The sequence below is a fragment of the Kitasatospora sp. NPDC032757 genome (assembly GCF_055579305.1).
In genome coordinates this window covers 85,821-104,716 of the sequence record NZ_JBVINN010000019.1, presented here as the reverse complement: position 1 = coordinate 104,716, position 18,896 = coordinate 85,821, and the positions used below count along the sequence as shown (strand labels likewise).

The 18,896-nt window shown below is 74.1% G+C and carries 15 protein-coding genes; 7 read left to right on the top strand and 8 right to left on the bottom strand.

All coding sequences use genetic code 11. The features are described from left to right. Nucleotides 1-15 precede the first annotated feature (15 nt). The 5 genes from ACZ5WK_RS21920 to ACZ5WK_RS21900 all read left to right on the top strand — a co-directional run bounded on the left by ACZ5WK_RS21920 (nt 16) and on the right by ACZ5WK_RS21900 (nt 5,412). Nucleotides 16-294, top strand: a complete 279-nt coding sequence (locus ACZ5WK_RS21920; protein ID WP_465549141.1) for a hypothetical protein — start codon at nt 16-18, stop codon at nt 292-294. Between the two features lie 133 nt (nt 295-427). Next, a complete protein-coding gene (locus ACZ5WK_RS21915) occupies nt 428-1,087 on the top strand; it encodes a DUF5819 family protein (RefSeq protein WP_465549139.1) in 660 nt (219 codons plus the stop codon). Next, nucleotides 1,084-2,325 carry an HTTM domain-containing protein gene (locus tag ACZ5WK_RS21910; RefSeq protein WP_465549137.1) on the top strand — a complete coding sequence of 414 codons (1,242 nt, stop codon included), beginning with the start codon at nt 1,084-1,086 and terminating at the stop codon, nt 2,323-2,325. Before ACZ5WK_RS21915 ends, ACZ5WK_RS21910 begins: the two co-directional genes overlap by 4 nt. A gap of 10 nt (nt 2,326-2,335) precedes the next feature. Beyond that, on the top strand, nt 2,336-4,507 hold the full coding sequence (locus ACZ5WK_RS21905; RefSeq protein WP_465549134.1) for an FUSC family protein: 2,172 nt from the start codon (nt 2,336-2,338) through the stop codon (nt 4,505-4,507). Nucleotides 4,508-4,629: 122 nt separating this feature from the next. Next, nucleotides 4,630-5,412 carry a TrmH family RNA methyltransferase gene (locus tag ACZ5WK_RS21900; protein ID WP_396322955.1) on the top strand — a complete coding sequence of 261 codons (783 nt, stop codon included), beginning with the start codon at nt 4,630-4,632 and terminating at the stop codon, nt 5,410-5,412. 54 nt (nt 5,413-5,466) lie between these two features. Here ACZ5WK_RS21900 and ACZ5WK_RS21895 read toward each other — a convergent pair whose 3' ends face one another. From ACZ5WK_RS21895 to ACZ5WK_RS21875, 5 genes are all read right to left on the bottom strand, one after another. Next, entirely contained in the window at nt 5,467-6,801 is a 1,335-nt protein-coding gene (locus ACZ5WK_RS21895; protein ID WP_465549131.1) for a peptidoglycan-binding protein, read from the bottom strand. 228 nt (nt 6,802-7,029) lie between these two features. Further along, a complete protein-coding gene (locus tag ACZ5WK_RS21890; protein ID WP_465549129.1) occupies nt 7,030-7,947 on the bottom strand; it encodes a pyridoxamine 5'-phosphate oxidase family protein in 918 nt (305 codons plus the stop codon). Between the two features lie 124 nt (nt 7,948-8,071). After that, nucleotides 8,072-8,548 carry a VOC family protein gene (locus tag ACZ5WK_RS21885; protein WP_465549127.1) on the bottom strand — a complete coding sequence of 159 codons (477 nt, stop codon included), beginning with the start codon at nt 8,546-8,548 and terminating at the stop codon, nt 8,072-8,074. 192 nt (nt 8,549-8,740) lie between these two features. Continuing rightward, nucleotides 8,741-9,802, bottom strand: a complete 1,062-nt coding sequence (locus ACZ5WK_RS21880; RefSeq protein WP_465549125.1) for an XRE family transcriptional regulator — start codon at nt 9,800-9,802, stop codon at nt 8,741-8,743. Between the two features lie 241 nt (nt 9,803-10,043). Further along, the gene (locus ACZ5WK_RS21875; protein ID WP_465549123.1) at nt 10,044-12,203 is read right to left on the bottom strand and encodes a S53 family peptidase; all 2,160 of its coding nucleotides are present in this window, start codon (nt 12,201-12,203) and stop codon (nt 10,044-10,046) included. Between the two features lie 301 nt (nt 12,204-12,504). On the opposite strand from ACZ5WK_RS21875, the gene ACZ5WK_RS21870 reads away from it, so the two are divergent. After that, nucleotides 12,505-13,071, top strand: coding sequence for a CGNR zinc finger domain-containing protein (locus ACZ5WK_RS21870; RefSeq protein WP_465549121.1), 567 nt, complete (start codon nt 12,505-12,507; stop codon nt 13,069-13,071). Nucleotides 13,072-13,143: 72 nt separating this feature from the next. Here the strand turns inward: ACZ5WK_RS21870 and ACZ5WK_RS21865 are convergent, their stop codons facing one another. The 3 genes from ACZ5WK_RS21865 to ACZ5WK_RS21855 form a co-directional block, all read right to left on the bottom strand. Beyond that, nucleotides 13,144-14,673, bottom strand: a complete 1,530-nt coding sequence (locus tag ACZ5WK_RS21865) for an FAD-dependent monooxygenase (RefSeq protein ID WP_465549119.1) — start codon at nt 14,671-14,673, stop codon at nt 13,144-13,146. A 134-nt stretch (nt 14,674-14,807) separates the two neighbouring features. Continuing rightward, nucleotides 14,808-16,508 carry a phenylacetic acid degradation protein PaaN gene (gene paaN / locus ACZ5WK_RS21860; protein WP_465549117.1) on the bottom strand — a complete coding sequence of 567 codons (1,701 nt, stop codon included), beginning with the start codon at nt 16,506-16,508 and terminating at the stop codon, nt 14,808-14,810. Nucleotides 16,509-16,694: 186 nt separating this feature from the next. Continuing rightward, nucleotides 16,695-17,963, bottom strand: coding sequence for a hypothetical protein (locus tag ACZ5WK_RS21855; protein WP_465549115.1), 1,269 nt, complete (start codon nt 17,961-17,963; stop codon nt 16,695-16,697). A gap of 329 nt (nt 17,964-18,292) precedes the next feature. On the opposite strand from ACZ5WK_RS21855, the gene ACZ5WK_RS21850 reads away from it, so the two are divergent. Then, a complete protein-coding gene (locus ACZ5WK_RS21850) occupies nt 18,293-18,877 on the top strand; it encodes a TetR/AcrR family transcriptional regulator (protein WP_465549113.1) in 585 nt (194 codons plus the stop codon). Nucleotides 18,878-18,896 lie beyond the last annotated feature (19 nt).

The following is an 18,896-nucleotide window of genomic DNA, read 5'->3' as shown; positions in this document are numbered from 1 at the left end:
TGAGGCGAGCCGGAGATGCCACCGGAGACGGTCGCGCCGGCGGAGGACGGGTGGTGGCTCCGGCACGTGCCGGTGCTGGTGGTCGTGTTCGGGCTGATCGTCGAGGTGGTCGCCCAGGTCACCGTCGCGACGGGCCGACCGCTGGTCGCCGTCGGGGTCGCCGCGCTCGGTTGGATCGTCGCGATGACCGCCGTGCGGGCGGTCCGGAGGCGCCGGTCGGCGATCGCCGACGCGTCCGGGGCGCACCGCGGCGACGCCGGCCCCCCGCCGCCCGCGCCGGACACGCTCCGCTGAGCCCACGGGAGTAGGGCAGGATGGGCGCGCGACCGAGCCGGGACGGACCGGCGGCGCCCGTCCGGGTGGGTGACTTCCCGGCCGAAGGCTGCCGGGTGGGGGTACCTCCCGGCCGAAGGCTGGGGGAAAGTGCATGACCGAGAGCGCGGAGGACCCGCCCGGCGCGAGGGCCTGGTCGACGCCGGCGCTGGCCGTGCTCGCCGTGGCCGCCGTGGTGCTGGTCACGGTCACCGGTCTCTTCCTCGGCGCGGTGTTCCTGCACGTGGCCCCGGCCAACTCGCTCTCCCGGGAGTACCGGGAGCAGGTCGACGGCGTGGTGTACCCGGAGTTCGAGCAGAACTGGAAGCTGTTCGCTCCCAACCCGCTCCAGCAGAACGTCAGCCTGGACGCCCGGGTCCGCACGGTCGTGGCCGGCGGCGCCACCCGGACCCACGACTGGGTCGGGCTGACCGCCCGCGACATCGCCGCGATCCGCGGCAACCCGGCGCCCAGCCACGCCGACCAGAACCTGCTGCGCCGGGCCTGGGACTTCTACGACGGCTCGCACAGTGCCCAGGACGACTCGCTGACCAACCCGCGCGGCAAGCTCGCCGAGCAGTACCTCAAGCGGATCGCGTTGCAGCGGATCGGCCGCGCTGCCGACGGCGAGCGGATCATGGAGATCGAGTTCCGGGTGACGACCGCCACCGTGCCGCCTCCGGGCTGGAGCGGGGAGGCCGCGCCGCCGGCACCGAAGGTCCGGGAACTGCCGTGGTGGCCGGTGAACGACGAGGACTACCGGGGGCTCGGGTGAACGAGACGGCGCCGGACCAGCTGCTGCCGGCGGTCCCCCAGCAGCCCGTGCCCGCCCCGGCACCGGCCCCGCGGCGGCCGGGCCCCGGCGTCGGCGCGCTGTGCGCGCGGGCCTTCGGCGCGTTCACCGGGCAGGTGCTCGGCCGCCACCAGGCGGCGGCGGTACGGATCGGCTTCGGCCTGGTCTGGCTGGCCCACCTGCTCCGTGAGTGGCCCAACCGGCGGCTGCTGTACGGCGATACCTCACCCTGGTCGCTCGACCTCGCCGAGCGGCTGCTCGCCGACAACGGGGCGCTGACCGTGCTGCCCTGGTTCGGCGGTCGGCTCTGGTTCGAGCTGGTCTACCACCTGGCGGTGCTGGCCGCCGTCGCGGTCACGCTCGGCTGGCGGACCAGGGCGAGCAGCGTGCTGTTCCTCGTCACTGTGCTGTCGCTGCAGAACCGCAACGTCTTCCTCGGGGACGGCGGCGACAACGTCGTCCACCTGATGGCGGTCTACCTGGTCTTCACCCGCTGCGCCGAGGTCTGGTCGCTGGACGCCCGGCGCCGCGCGCCCGGCCCGGGCGGGGTGGTGCTCTGGGCGGTGCTCGGCGCGGTGCTGCTGGTCTGCCAGCTCGGCGGCTTCTCCGGGGAGAGCCTGACCTGGACGACCGCGGCCTTCCCGTACCTGGGCTGGTCCCCGGTGTTCTGGGGCCTCTGGGCGGTGGCCGGGCTCTGGTGGGCGCTCGGGCGGCTGCGGCCGGACGGCGAACCGCGGGCGGTACTGGACGCGCTGGCGACCATGGTGCACAACTGCGCGATGCTGGTGATCGCCGCCGAGGTGGTGCTGATCTACGCGACGGCCGGCTGGTACAAGGTGCAGGGCTCGCGCTGGCAGGACGGCACCGCGCTCTACTACCCGCTGCACCTGGACTACTTCACGCCCTGGCCGTGGCTCTCCGGGCTGGTCGCCTCGGCCCTGCTGCCGGTCTTCCTGATCTCCTACGGCACGGTGATCCTCCAGGTGGCGTTCCCGTTCACGCTGGTCAGCCGGAGGGTCAAGAACGCGCTGCTGGTGGTGATGATGGCCGAGCACCTGGGGATCGCGGTGCTGCTCGGGCTGCCGGTGTTCTCGCTGGCGATGGTCGCGGCGGACGCGGTCTTCCTGCCGACGGCCGCGCTGCTCTGGGCGGCCGCGCGGATCGGGGGCGTGGGGGCGCGCGTCCGGGGCGTCCGGCTCCCGGAGGAGCCCCTCCCCTAAGCTGACCGGTATGTCCTGGTTCGCCGCACTCCGAGACACCGCGCGGACCGGACTGACGCTCGACCGGGCGCTCACCGACCCCAAACGGGCGGTCCGCGGCGCCGTCGCGGTCGCGCTGGTGCTCTTCCCGACACTGGCACTGGGCGGGCCGCGGCTCGCCACCTCGGCCGCGATGGGCGCCTTCATCGCCGGGACGGCCACCTTCCAGCGCAGCTTCCGGCCCCGGGCCTCGCTCGCCGTCGCGGCCGGGATCGGGCTCGGCACCAGTACCTTCCTCGGCTACCTGGCCGCCGGCGTGCCCGGCGCCTTCCCCGTGCTGCTCGCCGTCTGGGCCTTCGGCGCGGGGCTGGCCTGGGCGATCGGGCCCACCGCCGGGGTGGTCGCGGCCAACACCCTGGCGGTGATGCTGGTCGTGGTCCAGCTGCCGGTCAGCGTGCCGGCCGCGCTCGGCCACGGGCTGGTCTGCGCGCTCGGCGGCCTCGTCCAGGCGGTCGTCATCACGCTCTGGCCGATCGGCAGCTGGACCGCCCAGCGCGAGGCGCTCGCCGACACCTACGCCGAACTCGCCGACTACGCCCGCCGGCTGCGCCAGGACCCGACCGCGCACGTCGACCCGGCACCGTTCATGACGGCCCGGCACGCGGCCGCGCTGACCCCCTGGCAGGACCGCCACCGGCCGCCCGAGATGCGCGGCCTGCGCGGCCTCGCCGAACGGATCCGCCCCACCCTCGCCGCGCTCGCCGACCCCAAGGTCGGCGCCCCGGCGGAAGGCCCGGAACGCGACCGGGCGCGGGCCGTCCTGGCCGCCGCCGCCGAGGCCATGGACGCCCTCGCCAAGGCGATCCGCACCGGGGACCCGCTGCAGCTCTCCCCCGGCCTCCGGCCGGACGTGCCCCCACCGCTCCGCGCCGCGCTCACCCTGGCCGTCCCGGTCGAGGGCCCGGAGTTGCGGGGCGCCGCCCGGCGGGCCGCCCGCCGGCTGGCCGGGCTGCTGCGCAAGGCCGCCGACACCCTGGAACGCGGCGACGAGGACACCATCAGCACCCCCGTGGTCGGGGCCGGCGGGGCGCTGCGCAAACCGCCGCTCTCCCGGATGCTGCCGGTCGCCGTCCGCGCGGTGCGCCGCCAGCTCCAGCCGCACTCGGCCGTCTTCCAGCACGCCGTCCGGCTCACCGCGGTGGTCACCCTCGCCTACCTGCTCGCCCGGCTGGCCGGCTTCGAGCACGGCTACTGGGCGCCGATGACCGCCGCCATGGTGATGCGGCCCGACTTCGCGCAGACCTACAGCCGGGGCGTGGCCCGGCTGGCCGGGACGATGGTCGGCGTCGCCGTCTCCACCCTGGTGGTGCAGCTGGCCCACCCCGGGGGGAGGGTGCTGGCCGCGCTCGCGGTGTTCTGCATCGGCGTCGCGTACCTGACGCTGCGCACCGGCTATGCGCTGATGACGGTCGGAGTCTCCTCGTACGTGGTCTTCCTGCTCGGGCTGCAGGCCGGGAACCCGCTGGTCACCGCGGTGGAGCGGGTCGGGCTGACGCTGCTCGGCGGTTCGGTCGCGCTGCTCGTCTACGCGCTCTTCCCGACCTGGCAGACCGCCCGGCTCGGCGAACGGCTGGCCGAGTGGCTGGCCGCCGCCGGGCGGTACGCGGCCGCCGTGGTCGCCGTCTACGAGCACCCGGCGGCGCCGCGCGGGCGGGAGGTGAGGTCGGCCCTGCTGGACTCCCGGGAGGCCCGCTCCGAGCTGCTCCAGGCGATGCAGCGGGCCGACGCCGAACCCGGCCGGCACGCCTCCGGGCTGCCCGGGGTGAGCCGCCGTCAGCTCGACCGGGCCCGGGCCGCGGTCGGCCACCTGGGGCGGGTCGCCGTGCTGCTGGAGGCCCACCTGCCGGCCGCCGACGCCGAACCGGTGCCCGGGACGGCCGAGTTCGCGGAGGAGCTGCGGCTGGCCACCGCGCTGGCGGCGGGCGCGCTGCTCACCGGTCGGCCGGTGGAGTTCGGCGCGGTCCGGGAGGCGCACGCCCAGCTGGAGGAGCGCCTGGCCGGGGCGCCGGCCGGCGTGCAGCGGGACGTCGTCCGGTCCAGTACCCGGCTGCTGCTCCAGGCCTTGAAGGACCTGGAACGGGCACTGCGTGGGGGCGGCACGGCCACCCCGGCGCAGCGCGCGCAGGAGTCGACGGCCCGGTAGGGCGTGCCGGACGGTCACGGCGACGGTCACGGCCAGGGCGGCGGCCACGGCGACGGTGACGGCCAGGGCGACGGCCACGGGCGGCTGCGGCCGCCGGACGGCGGGGTGGCAGAGTGAGCGGCATGAACGACGAGCTGGTGCGGGCCTGGCGGGCGGGCGCCCGGGCGCCCGGGACGGTGCTGCTGGACGGCTTCCACGCGCTGAAGCACGCGCTGCGCTTCGGCGGGGACGTCCGGCAGGTGCTGACCGCCGACCGGGCGGCGCTGCTGGCGCTCGCCGCCGAACTGGCCGAGGACGTGGTGCCCGCGCTGGACGGCCTGGCGGCCGAGGTGCCGGAGGCGGAGCTGCGGGAGCTCGCGCCGCGGCTGCACCCGACCGGCGTGATCGCGCTGGCCGCCCGGCCCACCGCCGGGGCCAACCTGGCCGCACTCGCCCGGCGGCCCCGGACGGCTCCGGTCGTGCTGCTGGAGAACCCGCGCAACCTGGGCAACGTCGGCGCGGTGATCCGCCTGGCGGCGGGCTTCGGCGCCACCGGTGTGGTGACCACCGGCGACCTGGACCCGTGGCACCCCACCGTCGTCCGGGGCAGCGCCGGCCTGCACTTCGCCACCGCCGTCGAGCGGCTGGCGCTGCCGGAGCTGCCGGCCGGCCCGCTCTACGTCCTGGACCCGGAGGGGGCCGACGTGCGGACGGTGTCCTTCCCGGACGACGCGCTGCTCGCCTTCGGCACCGAGCGGCACGGAGTCTCGGAGGAGCTGAAGGCGCGCGCCGACCGGCTGGTGGCGGTGCCGATGCAGCCCGGGGTCTCCAGCTTCAACCTGGCGACCAGCGTCGCGATGGGGCTCTTCCACTGGATGTCGGGGCGCCCGCCCGGTGCTCCCCTGCCGGGCGGGCGCGTGGGCTAGGGGGCGGGCGGTTGGCCGGGGGCCGGTCGGCGGCCGACGGGCGGGTGCCGGCGGCTAGGAGAAGAGCCGCTTCCAGGTGTCCGGGCCCGGGTAGCCGTCGGCCTCCGTGTCGCGCCAGCCCATGGCCTCCTGGAAGGCCTGGACGTTGCGGCGGTCGCTCTCGCTCCAGCGCGGGCCCGGGCCGTCGGTGTAGAAGCGGCCGAATCCCCTGCGGACCAGCTGCTCGCCGAGCTGCCGGACGAAGTCGTCGGCGGCGCCGGGGGCGAACTTGTCGGCTCCGGGGAAGGCGGGCACCCCGGGGGTCGCCGGCGGGGGCGGGAGCGGGGTGGCGCCGTCGATGTCGCGGCCCTTGCCGTTGACCAGGTGGTCCCAGGTGTCCTTGCCCGGCAGGCCGTCGGCCTCGGCACCGCGCCAGCCCTGGGCGAGCTGGAACGCCTCGGTGGCCTTGCGGTCGCTCTCGCTCCAGCGCGGGCCGGGGCCCTCGGTGTAGAACCTTCCGCCGCCGCGCTGCACCAGCATCTGGCCGAGCTTGGTGACGTACGCGTTGTTCGCGCCCGGGCCGAACGTGTCGGCTCCGGGGAAGGCGGTTGACGAGGAGCCGTCGTTGCTGCTGCCTCCGCCGGAGAGCTCCCTGGAGCGGTACGGGACGTACGAGGCGGAGTTGGACCAGTACGCGTACGGGGTGTCCCGCTGGGTGGTGCCGGGGGAGGTCTGCTCGTAGGCCAGGTAGCGGGTGCGGGTGGAGTCCGTCCAGCCGCCGAAGACGGCGACGTGCGAGCCGGCCTGCGGGCTGGCCGGGTTGTTGAAGAGCAGGATGTCGCCGGGCTGGAGGTCGGCCTTGGTGATCCGGTCGGCGAAGTCGGGCAGGGTCCAGGTGGTCTGGCTGCTGCCCAGGCCCCAGGCCATCGAGACGAAGCCGGAGCAGTCCTGGCGGTAGCCGTCCGACCAGTAGCTGCTCATGCTGTACGGGACCTTCTGGTCGACCCAGCTCTGTGCCCGCTGGATGATCTGCGCCCGGGTGACCGGCACCGCGGTGGCGCGCGGGGCGGCGAACCCGCGGCCGTCGTCCCCGTAGGGGTCGCTGACCTCGCCCTGCGGGGTCCTGGGCGGCTGGGTGGCGCTGCTGCCGCCCGGGCTCGGGGCGGGGGTGGGGGCTGCAGCGGCACCGGCGGCTCCGGCCGCACCGCCGCCGAGCGCGGTGCCGACGGCGGCCATCAGCACGGCGGCGCGGCGGCGGACGCTGCGGGACGCGGCATGGCCGCCCTCGTGGACCGGGGCGGCGTGCAGCCGGGCCCGGCGACGGGCGCTGCAGCCCCCGCATATGCAGTCGTCGTCCGGTTCGACCTCGTCGAACTGCAGCAGCGGGGTCAGCTGGTCGGTACGGGTCATTCTCCGCCTCTTTCCCGGTCCGGCCCTGACAGCTCGACAGGACCGACCTTCCAGGCCGATGGCACGTGTCATCGGGACCAAACTCCCAAACCGGACGGGTGTTCGGCGCGGCGGGCTGGGCCGGGAGGGTGACGGCCGTTCGGCGGCCCCGGCGTGGCGCGGGCGGAGGAGGGACGGTAGTGCCGGGAGGGATCTGGCGGTCGGTCAGACCGGTCGTGCGACGCCCGGTCAGGCGGCGGCGGGCGGGTTGGCGGGTGAGTACTCGGGATCGGTCCAGGTCAGCGGGGTGGCGTCGGCCAGTTCGAGGACGCCGGTGACGGTGAGGTCGACCACCCGCTCGGCGCCGGGCAGGCCGGCCGCGGCCTGCTCGGACCAGTCGGTCCGGGCCTCGCCGGTGATCAGCAGTGCCCCGCCGGTCTCGAAGTCCGGCAGCAGTACGCCGGCGCGCGGGTCGAGCTCCAGGTTGCCGAGGGTCATGAACATGCTGTTGCCGGCGTACTCGGGCCAGCGCAGCCGGTCCGGTCCGAGCACCCTGAGGAAGCCGGGGTTGCCGCCCCGGTGCGAGGCGTCCACCCGGCCGTCCGGGCCGGCGGTGGCGACGAAGAAGGTGTCGGCGGTGGCCACGGCCAGCTGCTGGACGGTGGAGAGGACCGGCCCGGCGGCCACTGCGTGCGGGGTCCCGGCGGCCGGCTGCGCCAGCGGGCTGCGGCGCTGGATGTACTTCGGGCAGTTGGCGTAGACCTGGTCGGCGGTGACCACCAGGCCGCCCCGGCCGTCCGGCACGGAGTGGCCGTTGAGCCGCATCCGGCGCCGGCCGGCCGGATCCAGCGCGATGGTGCCGACCTCGGCCGGCCCGGCCAGTGCGGCGGCCAGCGGGTCGTCGTCGGCGGGACGGGCCGCCACCGTGAGGGTCCGGTCGTCGCGGGCGCGCAGGAAGCCGGGCCCGCCGGTGAGCTGGGTGGCCCAGAGCCGGCCGTCGGCGTCGGCGGCGCCGACCACCAGGAGCTGCCGCTCGGCCAGGAAGCGGGCGGCCACGGCCGGGATGGTGCTGCCGATCGCGCGGCCCGAGTGGTCGGCCCGGTCGCTGCGGCCGGCGCGGGCCTGCACCGCGCGCTCGCCCGGGTGGTAGGGCGTACTGCCGGTCATGGCGTGCCTCCTGTCCTGGCGGGGTGGTCGGTCCGTCCGGACCCGGGAGAAGCCGCTGGTCCGGACGGGTCCGGAAGGAGCCCCAGGTACGGGCGGACCCGGGAGAAGCCGCTGGTCCGCGGACCTAGAAGAAGCCACAGGTCGGGGCGGACCCGGCGGGGGCGGCGGCCTCGGTCTCGTCCACGCCCTTCGGGGTGTAGATCTCCAGCCGGATGCCGTCCGGGTCGGTGAAGAAGATCCCGCCGGAGGCCGCGCCCTCGCGGTGCGGGACGACGCCCTCGTGGGCGAACTCGGCGCCCAGCTCGCGCAGCACCTGCTCGGCGGCGCGGACCTCGTCCAGCGAGTCGACCTGGAACGAGAGGTGGTGCAGGCCGGGCGTGGCGGTGGCGAAGGTGCCGGTGCTCTGCTGCCAGAGCGTGATCAGCAGCCGGCCGTCGCGGCCCAGGAAGGCGAAGCGGCGGTCCGGGTCGGTGCCCTCGTTGATCAGCTCCAGGCCGAGGGCGCGCCGGTAGAAGGCGATCGAGCGGTCCAGGTCGGTGACGTTCAGGCCCACGTGACCGGTCTGCAGGGTGGTGCTGCTGCTGAGGGTGGTGCTGGACATGGCTGGTCACTCCCGTGGCTGGGACGTCCGCGGACGCCGATGTCTAACTCTTGTTATAGACGTTAGTGGTTAGACGGTAGGAGCGTCAACCAGTTCTCGGGCGTTAAGGGGTTAGGTGGGGAAGGGGGTGGCGGTGTCATGACAAATGAGTAAGATGGCGGAGCGGAGGCCGGTCGCGCGGTGCGCGGTGGGCTACTCCCACTCCCAGCGGATGCCGACGTGGCCCGGCTGCTGGTCGGGGGCGAGCACGTGGGCGCTGGCGGAGGCGCCGATCCAGAGCTGCTCGCGGCGGCGGTCGACGTCCTCGCCCGGGGCGCGGTCGTAGCGCTCGCAGTGGACCGGGACGGCCGCCGGGTCGAAGTGCACCTGGAGCACGTACTCGCGGACCGGGATGGCGAAGCGGCGGCTGTACTCCAGCGTCGGGCCGCCGGGCGGGATCTCCACCTCGTACTCGAAGACCGTGCTGTCGCCCAGCGCGAGCGGCCGGTCGAGCATCAGCTCGCCGACCACCAGGCCGACCTCCGGGCGGCGGCGGACCCTGCCCAGCCGGCCGTGCCGGACCGAGGTGATCTCGGGGCAGCCGGTGGCCTCCTCGTCGGCCTTGTGCACGACCAGGCAGCGGGCCACCCCGCCGACGGTGGCGCGGACGACCTGGCGCATCCGCAGCAGGTTGCCGCGGCGCTCGGAGTCGACGTAGTACGAGTCGTGGATGGAGAGCCGCTCCAGCTCGCCGACCGGCGGGGCGTTCAGCTCGGTGAAGACGTCGGCGATCTCCTGCTCGCCCGGCCAGACGTCCTCCAGCCGCAGGTGCGCCGTGTTCGCTGCGGCGGCCCAGCGCCCGCGCGGACGGGGCGGGCCGAGCAGCGCGGAGAGGGTGGAGTGCGGCAGGCCGAGCAGCTCCTCCAGCAGGTGGACGGCGCGCAGTGAGCTGGCCCGCTCGGGCTGGCTGCGGCCGCGCCGCCAGTAACTCAGCGTGGTGACGCTGACCCTGACACCGCGTTGGGCGAGTGCGGCGCGGATCCGGTCCAGGCTCAGGCCGCTGGCCTCGATCGCCAGGTTCAGGGCGTCGGCGAAGCCCCCGGCGGGCGCGGGGCGGCCGGGGCCCGGCGCTGCGGTCGCGGGCGCCGGGGTCGCGGGTGCTGCGGTCGTGGGTGCTGCGGCGGAGGGCGGGATCGGCGTGGCGGCGGGTGCGGGCGCGCCGGGGCGCGGGCCGACCAGCCGGAGCCGGGCGTCCTGGGGGTGTTGTGAGCCCATACGGTTACCTTCCCCAGCAGGCGGGTTCGGCGCGGCCGGTCCGGCGCCTAGGCGCGCCGTCAGCGGCTTCACCGAGCTGTGGGGAACCCTATGCACGGTCGAGAGGCTACGTCATCAGTCGTGCGTATGACAGTAGTCACGGGTGTTCGACAGCAAGGTTAGCGATCTCGAAACAGTGCGGAAACACACCGCCGGGGCGGTCCAGGTGCGGACCGCCCCGACGATGTGGGGGCGAGACTGGTCAGGAGACGCTGAGAGCGGCGTCGTCCAGGACGAAGCTGGTCTTCAGCGAGGTGTCCTCGGTGCCGGTGAACTTGACCGTCACCGTCTGGCCGGCGAAGGCCGAGAGGTCGAAGGACTTCTGGACGAAGCCCGCGGCCGCGTTGGCGTTCGACAGGGTGGTCAGCGTGGTCGAGCCGGCCTGGACGGTCAGCTTGTCGTACGCGGTGGTGCCGGTCTCGGCGGTGTCGATGTGCACCCAGAACGAGAGGGTGGCCTTGCAGCCGGCCGGGATCGAGACGGTCTGCGACAGGGTGTCGGTGTGGGAGCTGCCGTAGCCGTCCAGCCAGGCCTTCCAGGAACCGGAGTGAGCGGCCTCACCGGTGCTGCTGTCGACCACGCCGCTGGACGCCGTCCACGGCGCGGCGGTGCCGGTCTCGAAGCCGCCGTTGCCGATCAGCTGGGTCGCGGTGCAGCCGCCGGACGGGGGCGGGGTGGTGCCGAGCAGCGCGGTGTTCAGGGCGTCCGCGATCGGGCTGCCCCAGCCGGTGACCTGGTCGTACCCGGCCTTGGTGGAGAAGTCCTGGTTCTTGCCGGTGGTCACGTCGTGGAACGTCGTGCCGTAGCTGCTGCTGTTGGCGACCGCGTACAGCTTCGGGCTCGCCTCGCCGAGGACGGGCTGACCGGCGGCCTTGGCCTTCTGGTTGAACTGGGCGGCGTAGCCGGACCAGAGCGGCGCGGCCGCGCTGGTGCCGCCGTACACCTGCCAGCCGCCGGCGGTGTAGATCGCGAAACCGCTGGCCGGGTCGGCGTTGGAGGAGACGTCCGGGACGGTGCGCATGGTGCCGGTCACGCCCGTGCCGGTCTGCCAGCTCGGCTTGGGGAAGACGGTGGAGACGCCGCCGCCGGCCGTGCTCCAGGCGCTCTCGGAGGAGTAGGCGCTGCCGGAGACCTTGAGGTTGGTGCCGCCGACGCCGGTCTGGTGCGGGCTGGACGCCGGGAAGTCGACCGCCTTGACGGAGGAGCCGCTGGTGGAGCGGGTGCAGTCGCGGGAGCCGTCGTCGCCGGAGGCCGAGAAGATCGAGATGCCCTGGGCGGCGGCCTGCTTGAACGAGTTGTCGACCGCCGTCATCGAGGAGGCGGTGGTGTCCGGCTCGCAGGAGCCCCACGAGATGGAGATGACCGAGACCCGGTTGTCCGCGACGATCTTGGCGGCCATGTCGATCTCGCCCTGGTCGCTGTTGGGCGCCTCGTAGACGAGCTGGGTCGCCTTGGGGGCGACACCGCGGACGATCTCGCTGTCCAGCTCGACCTCGCCCTGGCCCTCGCCGGGCTTGCTGTCGTAGTTGGCGCCGTCCACCGAGACCGTGGAGACGGCCGGGCCGGTCAGGCCGTACTGGGAGTCGTACGTCTTCAGGTTGTTGGCGCTGTAGCCGTCGAACTCCCAGAGGGCGACGGTCACTCCGGTGCCGTCGGCGCCGGTCTTGTCGAGGTTGTAGGCGCCGTCGTACTGGCCCGGGCCGAAGCCGCTCGGGGCGGCGGTGGTCGCGTTGGGGGCGGCCGGCGTGCTGGAGGGCTTGACGTTGCGGGTCGTCCGGACGGTGTGGTTGTTCAGGCCGGATATGCCCTGCACCACGTCGGCCAGGTCCGCCGGGACGGACGCGGCCGCGTCGTTGGCGAAGAAGGTGCGCTGCTGCTGCGGGTCCAGGTAGGCGCTCTCGTGCGTGCCGAACGCCTTGGCGATCTGCTCGGCGGTGCCGTGCGCGTTGACCACCTGGCGGTTGTCGCTGACTCCCGAGACGGTCAGGCCCTGGGCGGCCAGGTACGACTTGACCTGCTCGACGCCGGCCTGGGTCGGGCCGAAGCGCTCGGTGAACTGCTGCGGCGTCAGGAACCGGCCGTACTCGGGCGTGCCCGGGGTGGCCACCGCGGTGAGGAAGCGGTCCAGCTCGGCGGTGTTGCGCAGCTTGAGGCTGACCGCGACGGTGAGCTGCTGCTCGGCGGGGACGTCGCCCTTCTTCTCCGAACGGGCCACCGCGGGGGTCACGGTGTTCGGCAGCGAGACGCGGGGCGCGGAGGCGTTGGGGTTCGGGGCAGCCTGCGCGGCGGTGACGCCGAGCGAGACGGCGGTCAGCGGCAGAACGGCAAGGGCCGCGGCGAGGGCAAGGGAGCGGGGGCGCACGGAATCCTCCTCTGGCCGGCGTGTGGGGGCCGGCAGGGGCCAGGGCGTCGCTGGGGTGAGACGCTGGCTAGAACATGTCAGAAGGGGTCCGGCAATTGGCTTATGGTCAAGCAATCCGTTGCTAAAAAACAGTCAACTGTGGAGAACCGAATGGAGACGGCTCCATACAGTTAATGGCGGGAATTCCGGTTCGACCCCCGCTCGGTCCCGGATTCCGAGCGGACCGATTCCGGCCGGACGAATTCGGGACAGACCGGGCCGGACGTAGAATCGGGTACCGGGCGCGACCGAGGGAGAACCGATGACGGACCGGAAAGCAGACCCGCGGGACCCGCGCCCGCTGATCGGCGAGCCGCTCTCGCTGGACCTGCTGAACACCCGCTGGAGGGGCACGCCGGTCAACGACCTGCTGGCCGGACCGGACGGCCTCGGGATCTGGCTCGCCTCCGCCGGACTCGCCGCGCGCTGCCCGGCCGGGGACGCCGGGCTCGCCGCCCTGCGGGAGGCGCGCGAGGCGCTGGCGGCGGTCGTCCGCGACCTCGACGAACACGGTGCGCCGGGGGCGGAGGCGGTGGCCGGGCTGAACGAGGTGCTGCGGCACGGGCGGCTGCGGAGGGAGCTCGGGCCGCAGGGGCCGGCCGAGAACGTCGAGGTGGACCGCCCGGAGTGGCTGGCGGCCTGGCTGGCGGCGGACGACCTGCTCGGCCTGCTCGGCCAGGGGGCGCACCGGATCAAGAAGTGCGCGCACGAGGCCTGCATCCTGCACTTCTTCGACACGTCGCAGAACGGGCGGCGGCGGTGGTGCTCGATGGCGGTGTGCGGGAACCGGGCGAAGGCGGCGCGGCACTACGAGAAGGTGAAGGCCTGAGAAGGCCGGGAGGACGCGCGGCCCGGGTGCGGGCGTAGGGGCGGGGGCGCCCTTACGCCCGCGGGGCGGGGGTCAGGCGTCGGCGGGGGCGCCGAGCCACTGGGCGAGGGCGGTGCGGAGCTCGCCGCGGCCCGGGTCGACGGCGGCCCAGGCGGCGTAGCCGTCGGGGCGGATCAGCAGGACGGTGTCCCGCAGCTTGCCGTGCGGGTCGGCCGGGGCGGCGGTGACCACGTGGTCCGCCCACGGGTCCGCGGCGGACAGTTCGTCATTGCTGACCAGCACGAACTTCCCCGCGCGGAGCGCCTCGTAGAGCCGTTCGGGCGCGGCCGGCCCGCCCTCCTGGGGCTGCTCCAGGCCGGTGAGCCGAAGGTCCGGGACGCGCCGGCCGACCAGCGGGTGGGCGTCCTTGGGCGCGGCGTACTTGATGCCGATGCCGGAGACCATCTTCGCGCCGCGCTCGGCCACCACGTCGAGGTGCTCGGCGACGGTGGTGAGGGCGCCGCGCAGGGCGCGGGTGGGCGCGGAGTGCGCGAGGGCGAGCCTGACCAGTGCGCCGGAGCTGCGCAGCACCATCTTGCCGACCGGGTGCCGCTCGGTCTGGTAGGTGTCGAGCAGGGCGTCGGTGGCCCAGCCCTGGACGGCGGCGGTGAGCTTCCAGGAGAGGTTGGCGGCGTCCTGGAGGCCGGTGTTCATGCCCTGGCCGCCGGCCGGGGAGTGGCAGTGGGCGGCGTCGCCGGCCAGGAAGACCCGGCCGGAGCGGTAGTTGGGGGCCTGACGCTCGTCGCTGTGGAAGGTGGACGACCACCGGGCGTCGTGCAGGCCGTAGTCCTCGCCGAGGGTGTCGCGGGTGATCTCGGCGATCCGCTCGAGCGAGGGCGGGGTGCCGTCGGGGTGCTGGTCGTGCCGGTCCCAGGCGATCACCCGGTACCAGCCGTCACCGAACGGGGCCAGGAAGGCGAAGCCGTCCTCGGTGGCGCCGACGGTGATCACCTCGTCGGGGGCGCGCTCCAGCCGGACGTCGGCCAGCACCACGGAGTTGACCACGGACTCGCCGGGGAAGGGGATGCCGAGCAGGTCGCGGACGGTGGAGTGGACGCCGTCGGTGCCGACGGCGTAGCGGGCCCGGTGGGTGACGGTGGCGCCGTCCGTGGCGGTCCCCCCGCCCGGAGGGTGGGGGAGCGTTTCGATCGTGACGCCCTCGGCGTCCTGGCGCAGCCCGGTGACCTCGGCGCCGCGCAGGATGGTCGCGCCGGCCTTCAGCGCGCGCTCCTGGAGCAGCCGTTCGGTGTTCGACTGCGGGGTGATCAGGACGAACGGGAACCGGGTCGGCAGGCTGCCGAGGTCGACCCGGAGCCGGTCGAAGAGCCGCAGCGAGCCGAGCGGGACGCCGGTGGCGATCAGCTCGTCGGCCAGGCCGCGGGCGTCCAGCATTTCGAGGGTGCGGGCGTGCACGGCGAAGGCCCGGGTGAGGTTCGATTCGCTGCCGCGCTTCTCCAGGACGGTGACCCGGACGCCGGCGGTGGCCAGGTCCCCGGCCAGCAGCAGCCCGGTCGGTCCGGCGCCGACGATCAGGACGTCGGTGACGGTCTGCTTGGCTGTCATGTGTCAGCTCCCCGTGATCGGACGATGGTTGGCCGCGGTCGGCGGCGTTCTCCCGGCTCCATCATCGCTGCCCGGGGTGGGGCTGTGAATCTCCGGGCCCCGGCGTCGTGCCGCCGGGGCCCGGAGGGGGTGACTCAGCTGTGGCGCCGGACCTCCACGGTGCGGAACCGGTTGGCGACGAACGCGCCGTCGCAGTAGGCGGAGTTGGCGGCCGGGTTGGCGCCGGTGCCGTGCAGGTCGGAGAAGGCGGCGGTCTGGTTGGCGTACACGCCGCCGGTGAGGTTGAGCGAGAGCGAGACGCCGGAGTCGAGCGCGGCCTCGACCAGGGCCGACTCCACCTCGGGCGAGGTGGTGTAGCCGGAGGCGGTCATCGCACCCTGGGTGCGGACCGTGTCACGCATCAACTCCACCGCGGCGGCGGTGGATTCGACCGCGACGGCGAAGGAGACCGGGCCGAAGCACTCGCTCCGGAAGACCGCCCGGTCGTCCGGCTTGTCGGCGTCCAGCTTGATCAGCGCCGGGGTGCGGACGGTCGCGGCGGGGAACTCGGGCGAGGTCACCACCCGCGGGGCGAGGGCGAGTTCGCCGTACTCGCCGCCGGCCGCGGCGACCGTGCGCTGGAGCACGCCGGGGTTGACCACGGCGCCGAGGAGGGCGGCGGCGCGGGCGTCGTCGGAGAGCAGGCCCTCGATGGCGGCGGCGAGGTCGGTCACCACCTCGTCGTAGGACTTGGCGCCCTGGTCGGTGTCGATGCCGGTGCGCGGGATCAGCAGGTTCTGCGGGGTGGTGCACATCTGGCCGCTGTAGAGCGAGAGCGAGAAGGCCAGGTTGTTCAGCATGCCCCGGTAGTCGTCGGTGGAGTCGACGACGACGGTGTTGACGCCCGCCTTCTCGGTGTAGACCTCGGCCTGCCGGGCGTTCTCCTCCAGCCAGTCGCCGAAGGCGGTGGAGCCGGTGTAGTCGATCAGCCTGATCTCGGGGCGGACGGCGAGCGTCTGGGCGACGGTGCCGCCCTCGTGCTCGGCGGCCAGGCAGACCAGGTTGGGGTCGAACCCGGCCTCGGCGAGCACCTCGCGGGCGATCTTCACGGTCAGGGCGAGCGGCAGCATGGCGCGCGGGTGCGGCTTGACCAGCACCGGGTTGCCGGTGGCCAGCGAGGCGAACAGGCCGGGGAAGCCGTTCCAGGTGGGGAAGGTGTTGCAGCCGATCAGCAGCGCGAGACCGCGCGGGACGACGGTGAACTCCTTGGTCATGACCAGCGGGTCGCGCTTGCCCTGCGGCTTGGACCAGCCGGCCTGCCGCGGCAGCCGGGTCTGCTCGGCGTACGCGTAGGCGACCGCCTCCAGGCCGCGGTCCTGGGCGTGCGGGCCGCCGGCCTGGAAGGCCATGCCGTACGCCTGGCCGGTGGTGTGCATCACCGCGTGCGCGAACTCGTGCGAGCGGGCGTTGATCCGGGCCAGGATCTCCAGGCAGACGACGGCGCGGTCGAGCGGGGTGGCGGCGGCCCAGCCGGGCCGGGCGGCGGTCAGCGCGGCGATCAGCGCGTCCGGCTCGGCGTGTGGGTAGCCGATGCCCAGCTCGACGCCGTACGGGGAGGCCTCGCCGCCGACCAGGTCGCCGTCGGCGGGGTGCTGATCGAGGGAGAACGGGTTGTTCAGCAGGGCCTCGAAGGCGGCCTTGCCGTCCGCGGCCCCGCTCTCGCCGTAGGCCTTCGGGAACTCGGGGTAGGGCGACCAGTAGTCGCGCTTCGCGGCGGCGGCGAGCGCGGCGTCCAGGGTGGCCTGGTGGCGTTCGGCGAGCTCGGCGACGAGGGGGTGGGTGACCGCTGCGGACATGGTGTGCGCTCCTCAGAGGGGAGGACGGGACACGTCACAGAGTAACCGAACGATCGGTCGGCTCAAGAGGGTCCGTCCGACCGGAGTTCGCAGGCGCGGCCCGACCCCGGCGCGGGCCGGCTGCCGGACGCAGACGGGGGCGCGTCCGGAGTGGACGCGCCCCCGCAGGAGTCTTGAGCCCGCGGCCTACGGAATGCCCAGCTCGAAGATCACGTACCCGCCGTACCAGCCGGAGGCGAGCGCGCCGGTGCCGAGCACCGCGGCCAGCACCGGCCAGCTGAGCTTGCGCATCGCCACCGCCAGCGCGATGAGCAGCGGGAACGCCGGCAGCAGGTACCGCGAGGTGTTGCCGAAGATGCCCAGGCTGCCGAGCACCGAGACGATCGTGGCCAGGGTGTACGCGGTCAGCACCAGCGGCGGGCGGAGCCGGACCAGCAGTACGATCAGCACCGGCAGCGTCAGCACGATCAGGGTGGCCAGCAGGTCGGTCACCGGCCAGGCGAACGGGTAGTCCGACCGGCCCAGCAGCACGCCGCGGATCGCCTCGAAGGTGCCGTGGCCGAAGTCGAAGTAGTGCAGCCAGGCATCGTGCTGGAGCTTGAAGTAGCCGCCCCAGTCGTCCGTCCGCCAGCCGACCCAGCCGACGTAGCCGAGCAGGCCGATCGGGGCCAGCAGCATCGCGGTCAGCGGGCGGGCGACGCCGCTCTCCCGCCGGTACAGCTCGACCAGCGCGGCCAGGCCGACGGCGCCGATCAGCGCCGCGGACGTCGGCCGGTTGAGTCCGGCGACCAGGGTGATCACGCCGGCGGCGATCCACTGCTTGGTCATCACGCAGTAGCAGGCCCAGGCGGCCAGCGCGACGAACAGGGAGTCGGAGTAGAGCGCCCACTCGGCGCCGGAGCCCGGGGCGATCGCCCAGAGCCCGGCCGCGATCACGCCGGCCCGCGGACCGGCCAGCTTGTCCACCACCGCGTAGATGCCGGCGGCGGCGAACAACGAGGCCACCACCGAGACCAGCATCCCGGCGCCGTACAGCCCGAGCCCGGTGCCGTCCGAGACCAGCCGCATCAGCCCCGGGTAGAGCGGGAAGAAGGCCGCCGAGTTCTGCTCGATGGTGAAGCCGGGGAGGCCGCCGGGGACCGGGACCAGGGCCGGGTGGTACCCGAACTGGGCGATCTGCTGGTACCACCAGCCGTCCCAGCTGGCCAGGACGTCCCAGGGGTTGGCGCCGCCGCCGAACCGGGGGTGCTTCTTGAGGTAGTCGCCGGAGAACGACAACAGCTTCATGAAGACGGTGAAGCCGAGCAGCTTGAGCACGGCGTAACACCAGACGGCCGGCCCGAACCGGAGGGCCAGGGCACGGGCGCGCTCGCGGAGGCCTGAGTCCGGTGCGGATCCCGGTTCGTCGCTGCGCTGCTCGGGAACGTCGGAGGCGACTGCCGGTATTGCGCTCATGCCCCTACCTCGCTGCGCCCGCTCATGCGTCCCACGTCGCTGCGCTCGGCGGTCGCTTCGCAAAACGCGCACCTCTCGATGGTTCGCTCGCTGCGCTCGCTCATGCGTCCCACCTCGCGCGCTCGGCGGTCGCTTCGCGAAACGCGCACCTCTCGATGGTTCGCTCGCTGCGCTCGCTCATCAGACTGGACCCCACCCTGCTGGCCTTGGACGATCGTCCGCCGAGTCTAGAACGTGCGGCCGCGGAGTCGGTGCGGACCAACCGGGAGCCGGTGCGGACCACCCGACCCGATCACGTTCGGCGCAGCGGGGGCGGGGATACTCGGAGGATGGCCGATCACACCACGCGCACCGCCTACACCGTGGAGTCGCTGCTCGCGGTGACCGTCGACGTCTTCAACGAGCGTGGATACGACGGCACCTCGATGGAGGACCTGTCCCGGGCGGCGGGCATCTCCAAGTCCTCGATCTACCACCACGTGCGCGGCAAGGAGGAGCTGCTCCGGCTCGCCGTCGGGCGGGCGCTGGACGGGCTGTTCGGCATCCTCGCCGAGCCGGGTGCGGTCGGCGGCCCGGCGGTGGAGCGGCTGGAGCACGTGGTGCGGCGGACCGCTGAGGTGCTGCTGGCCGAGCTGCCGTACGTCACCCTGCTGCTGCGGGTGCGCGGCAACACGGCGACCGAGCAGTGGGCGCTGGAGCGGCGCCGGGAGTTCGACCACCAGGTCGCCGAGCTGCTGCGGGCGGCCGTCGCGGACGGTGCGCTGCGGGCGGACGTCGAGCCCCGGCTGGCCACCCGGCTGCTCTTCGGCATGATCAACTCGATCGTGGAGTGGTACCGGCCGGGCCTCAGGGCGGCCGACGGCGTCGCCGACGCGGTGGTCCACCTGGCCTTCGACGGGCTGCGGGCGCGGTAGGCGTGCCGGGCGGTCCTGC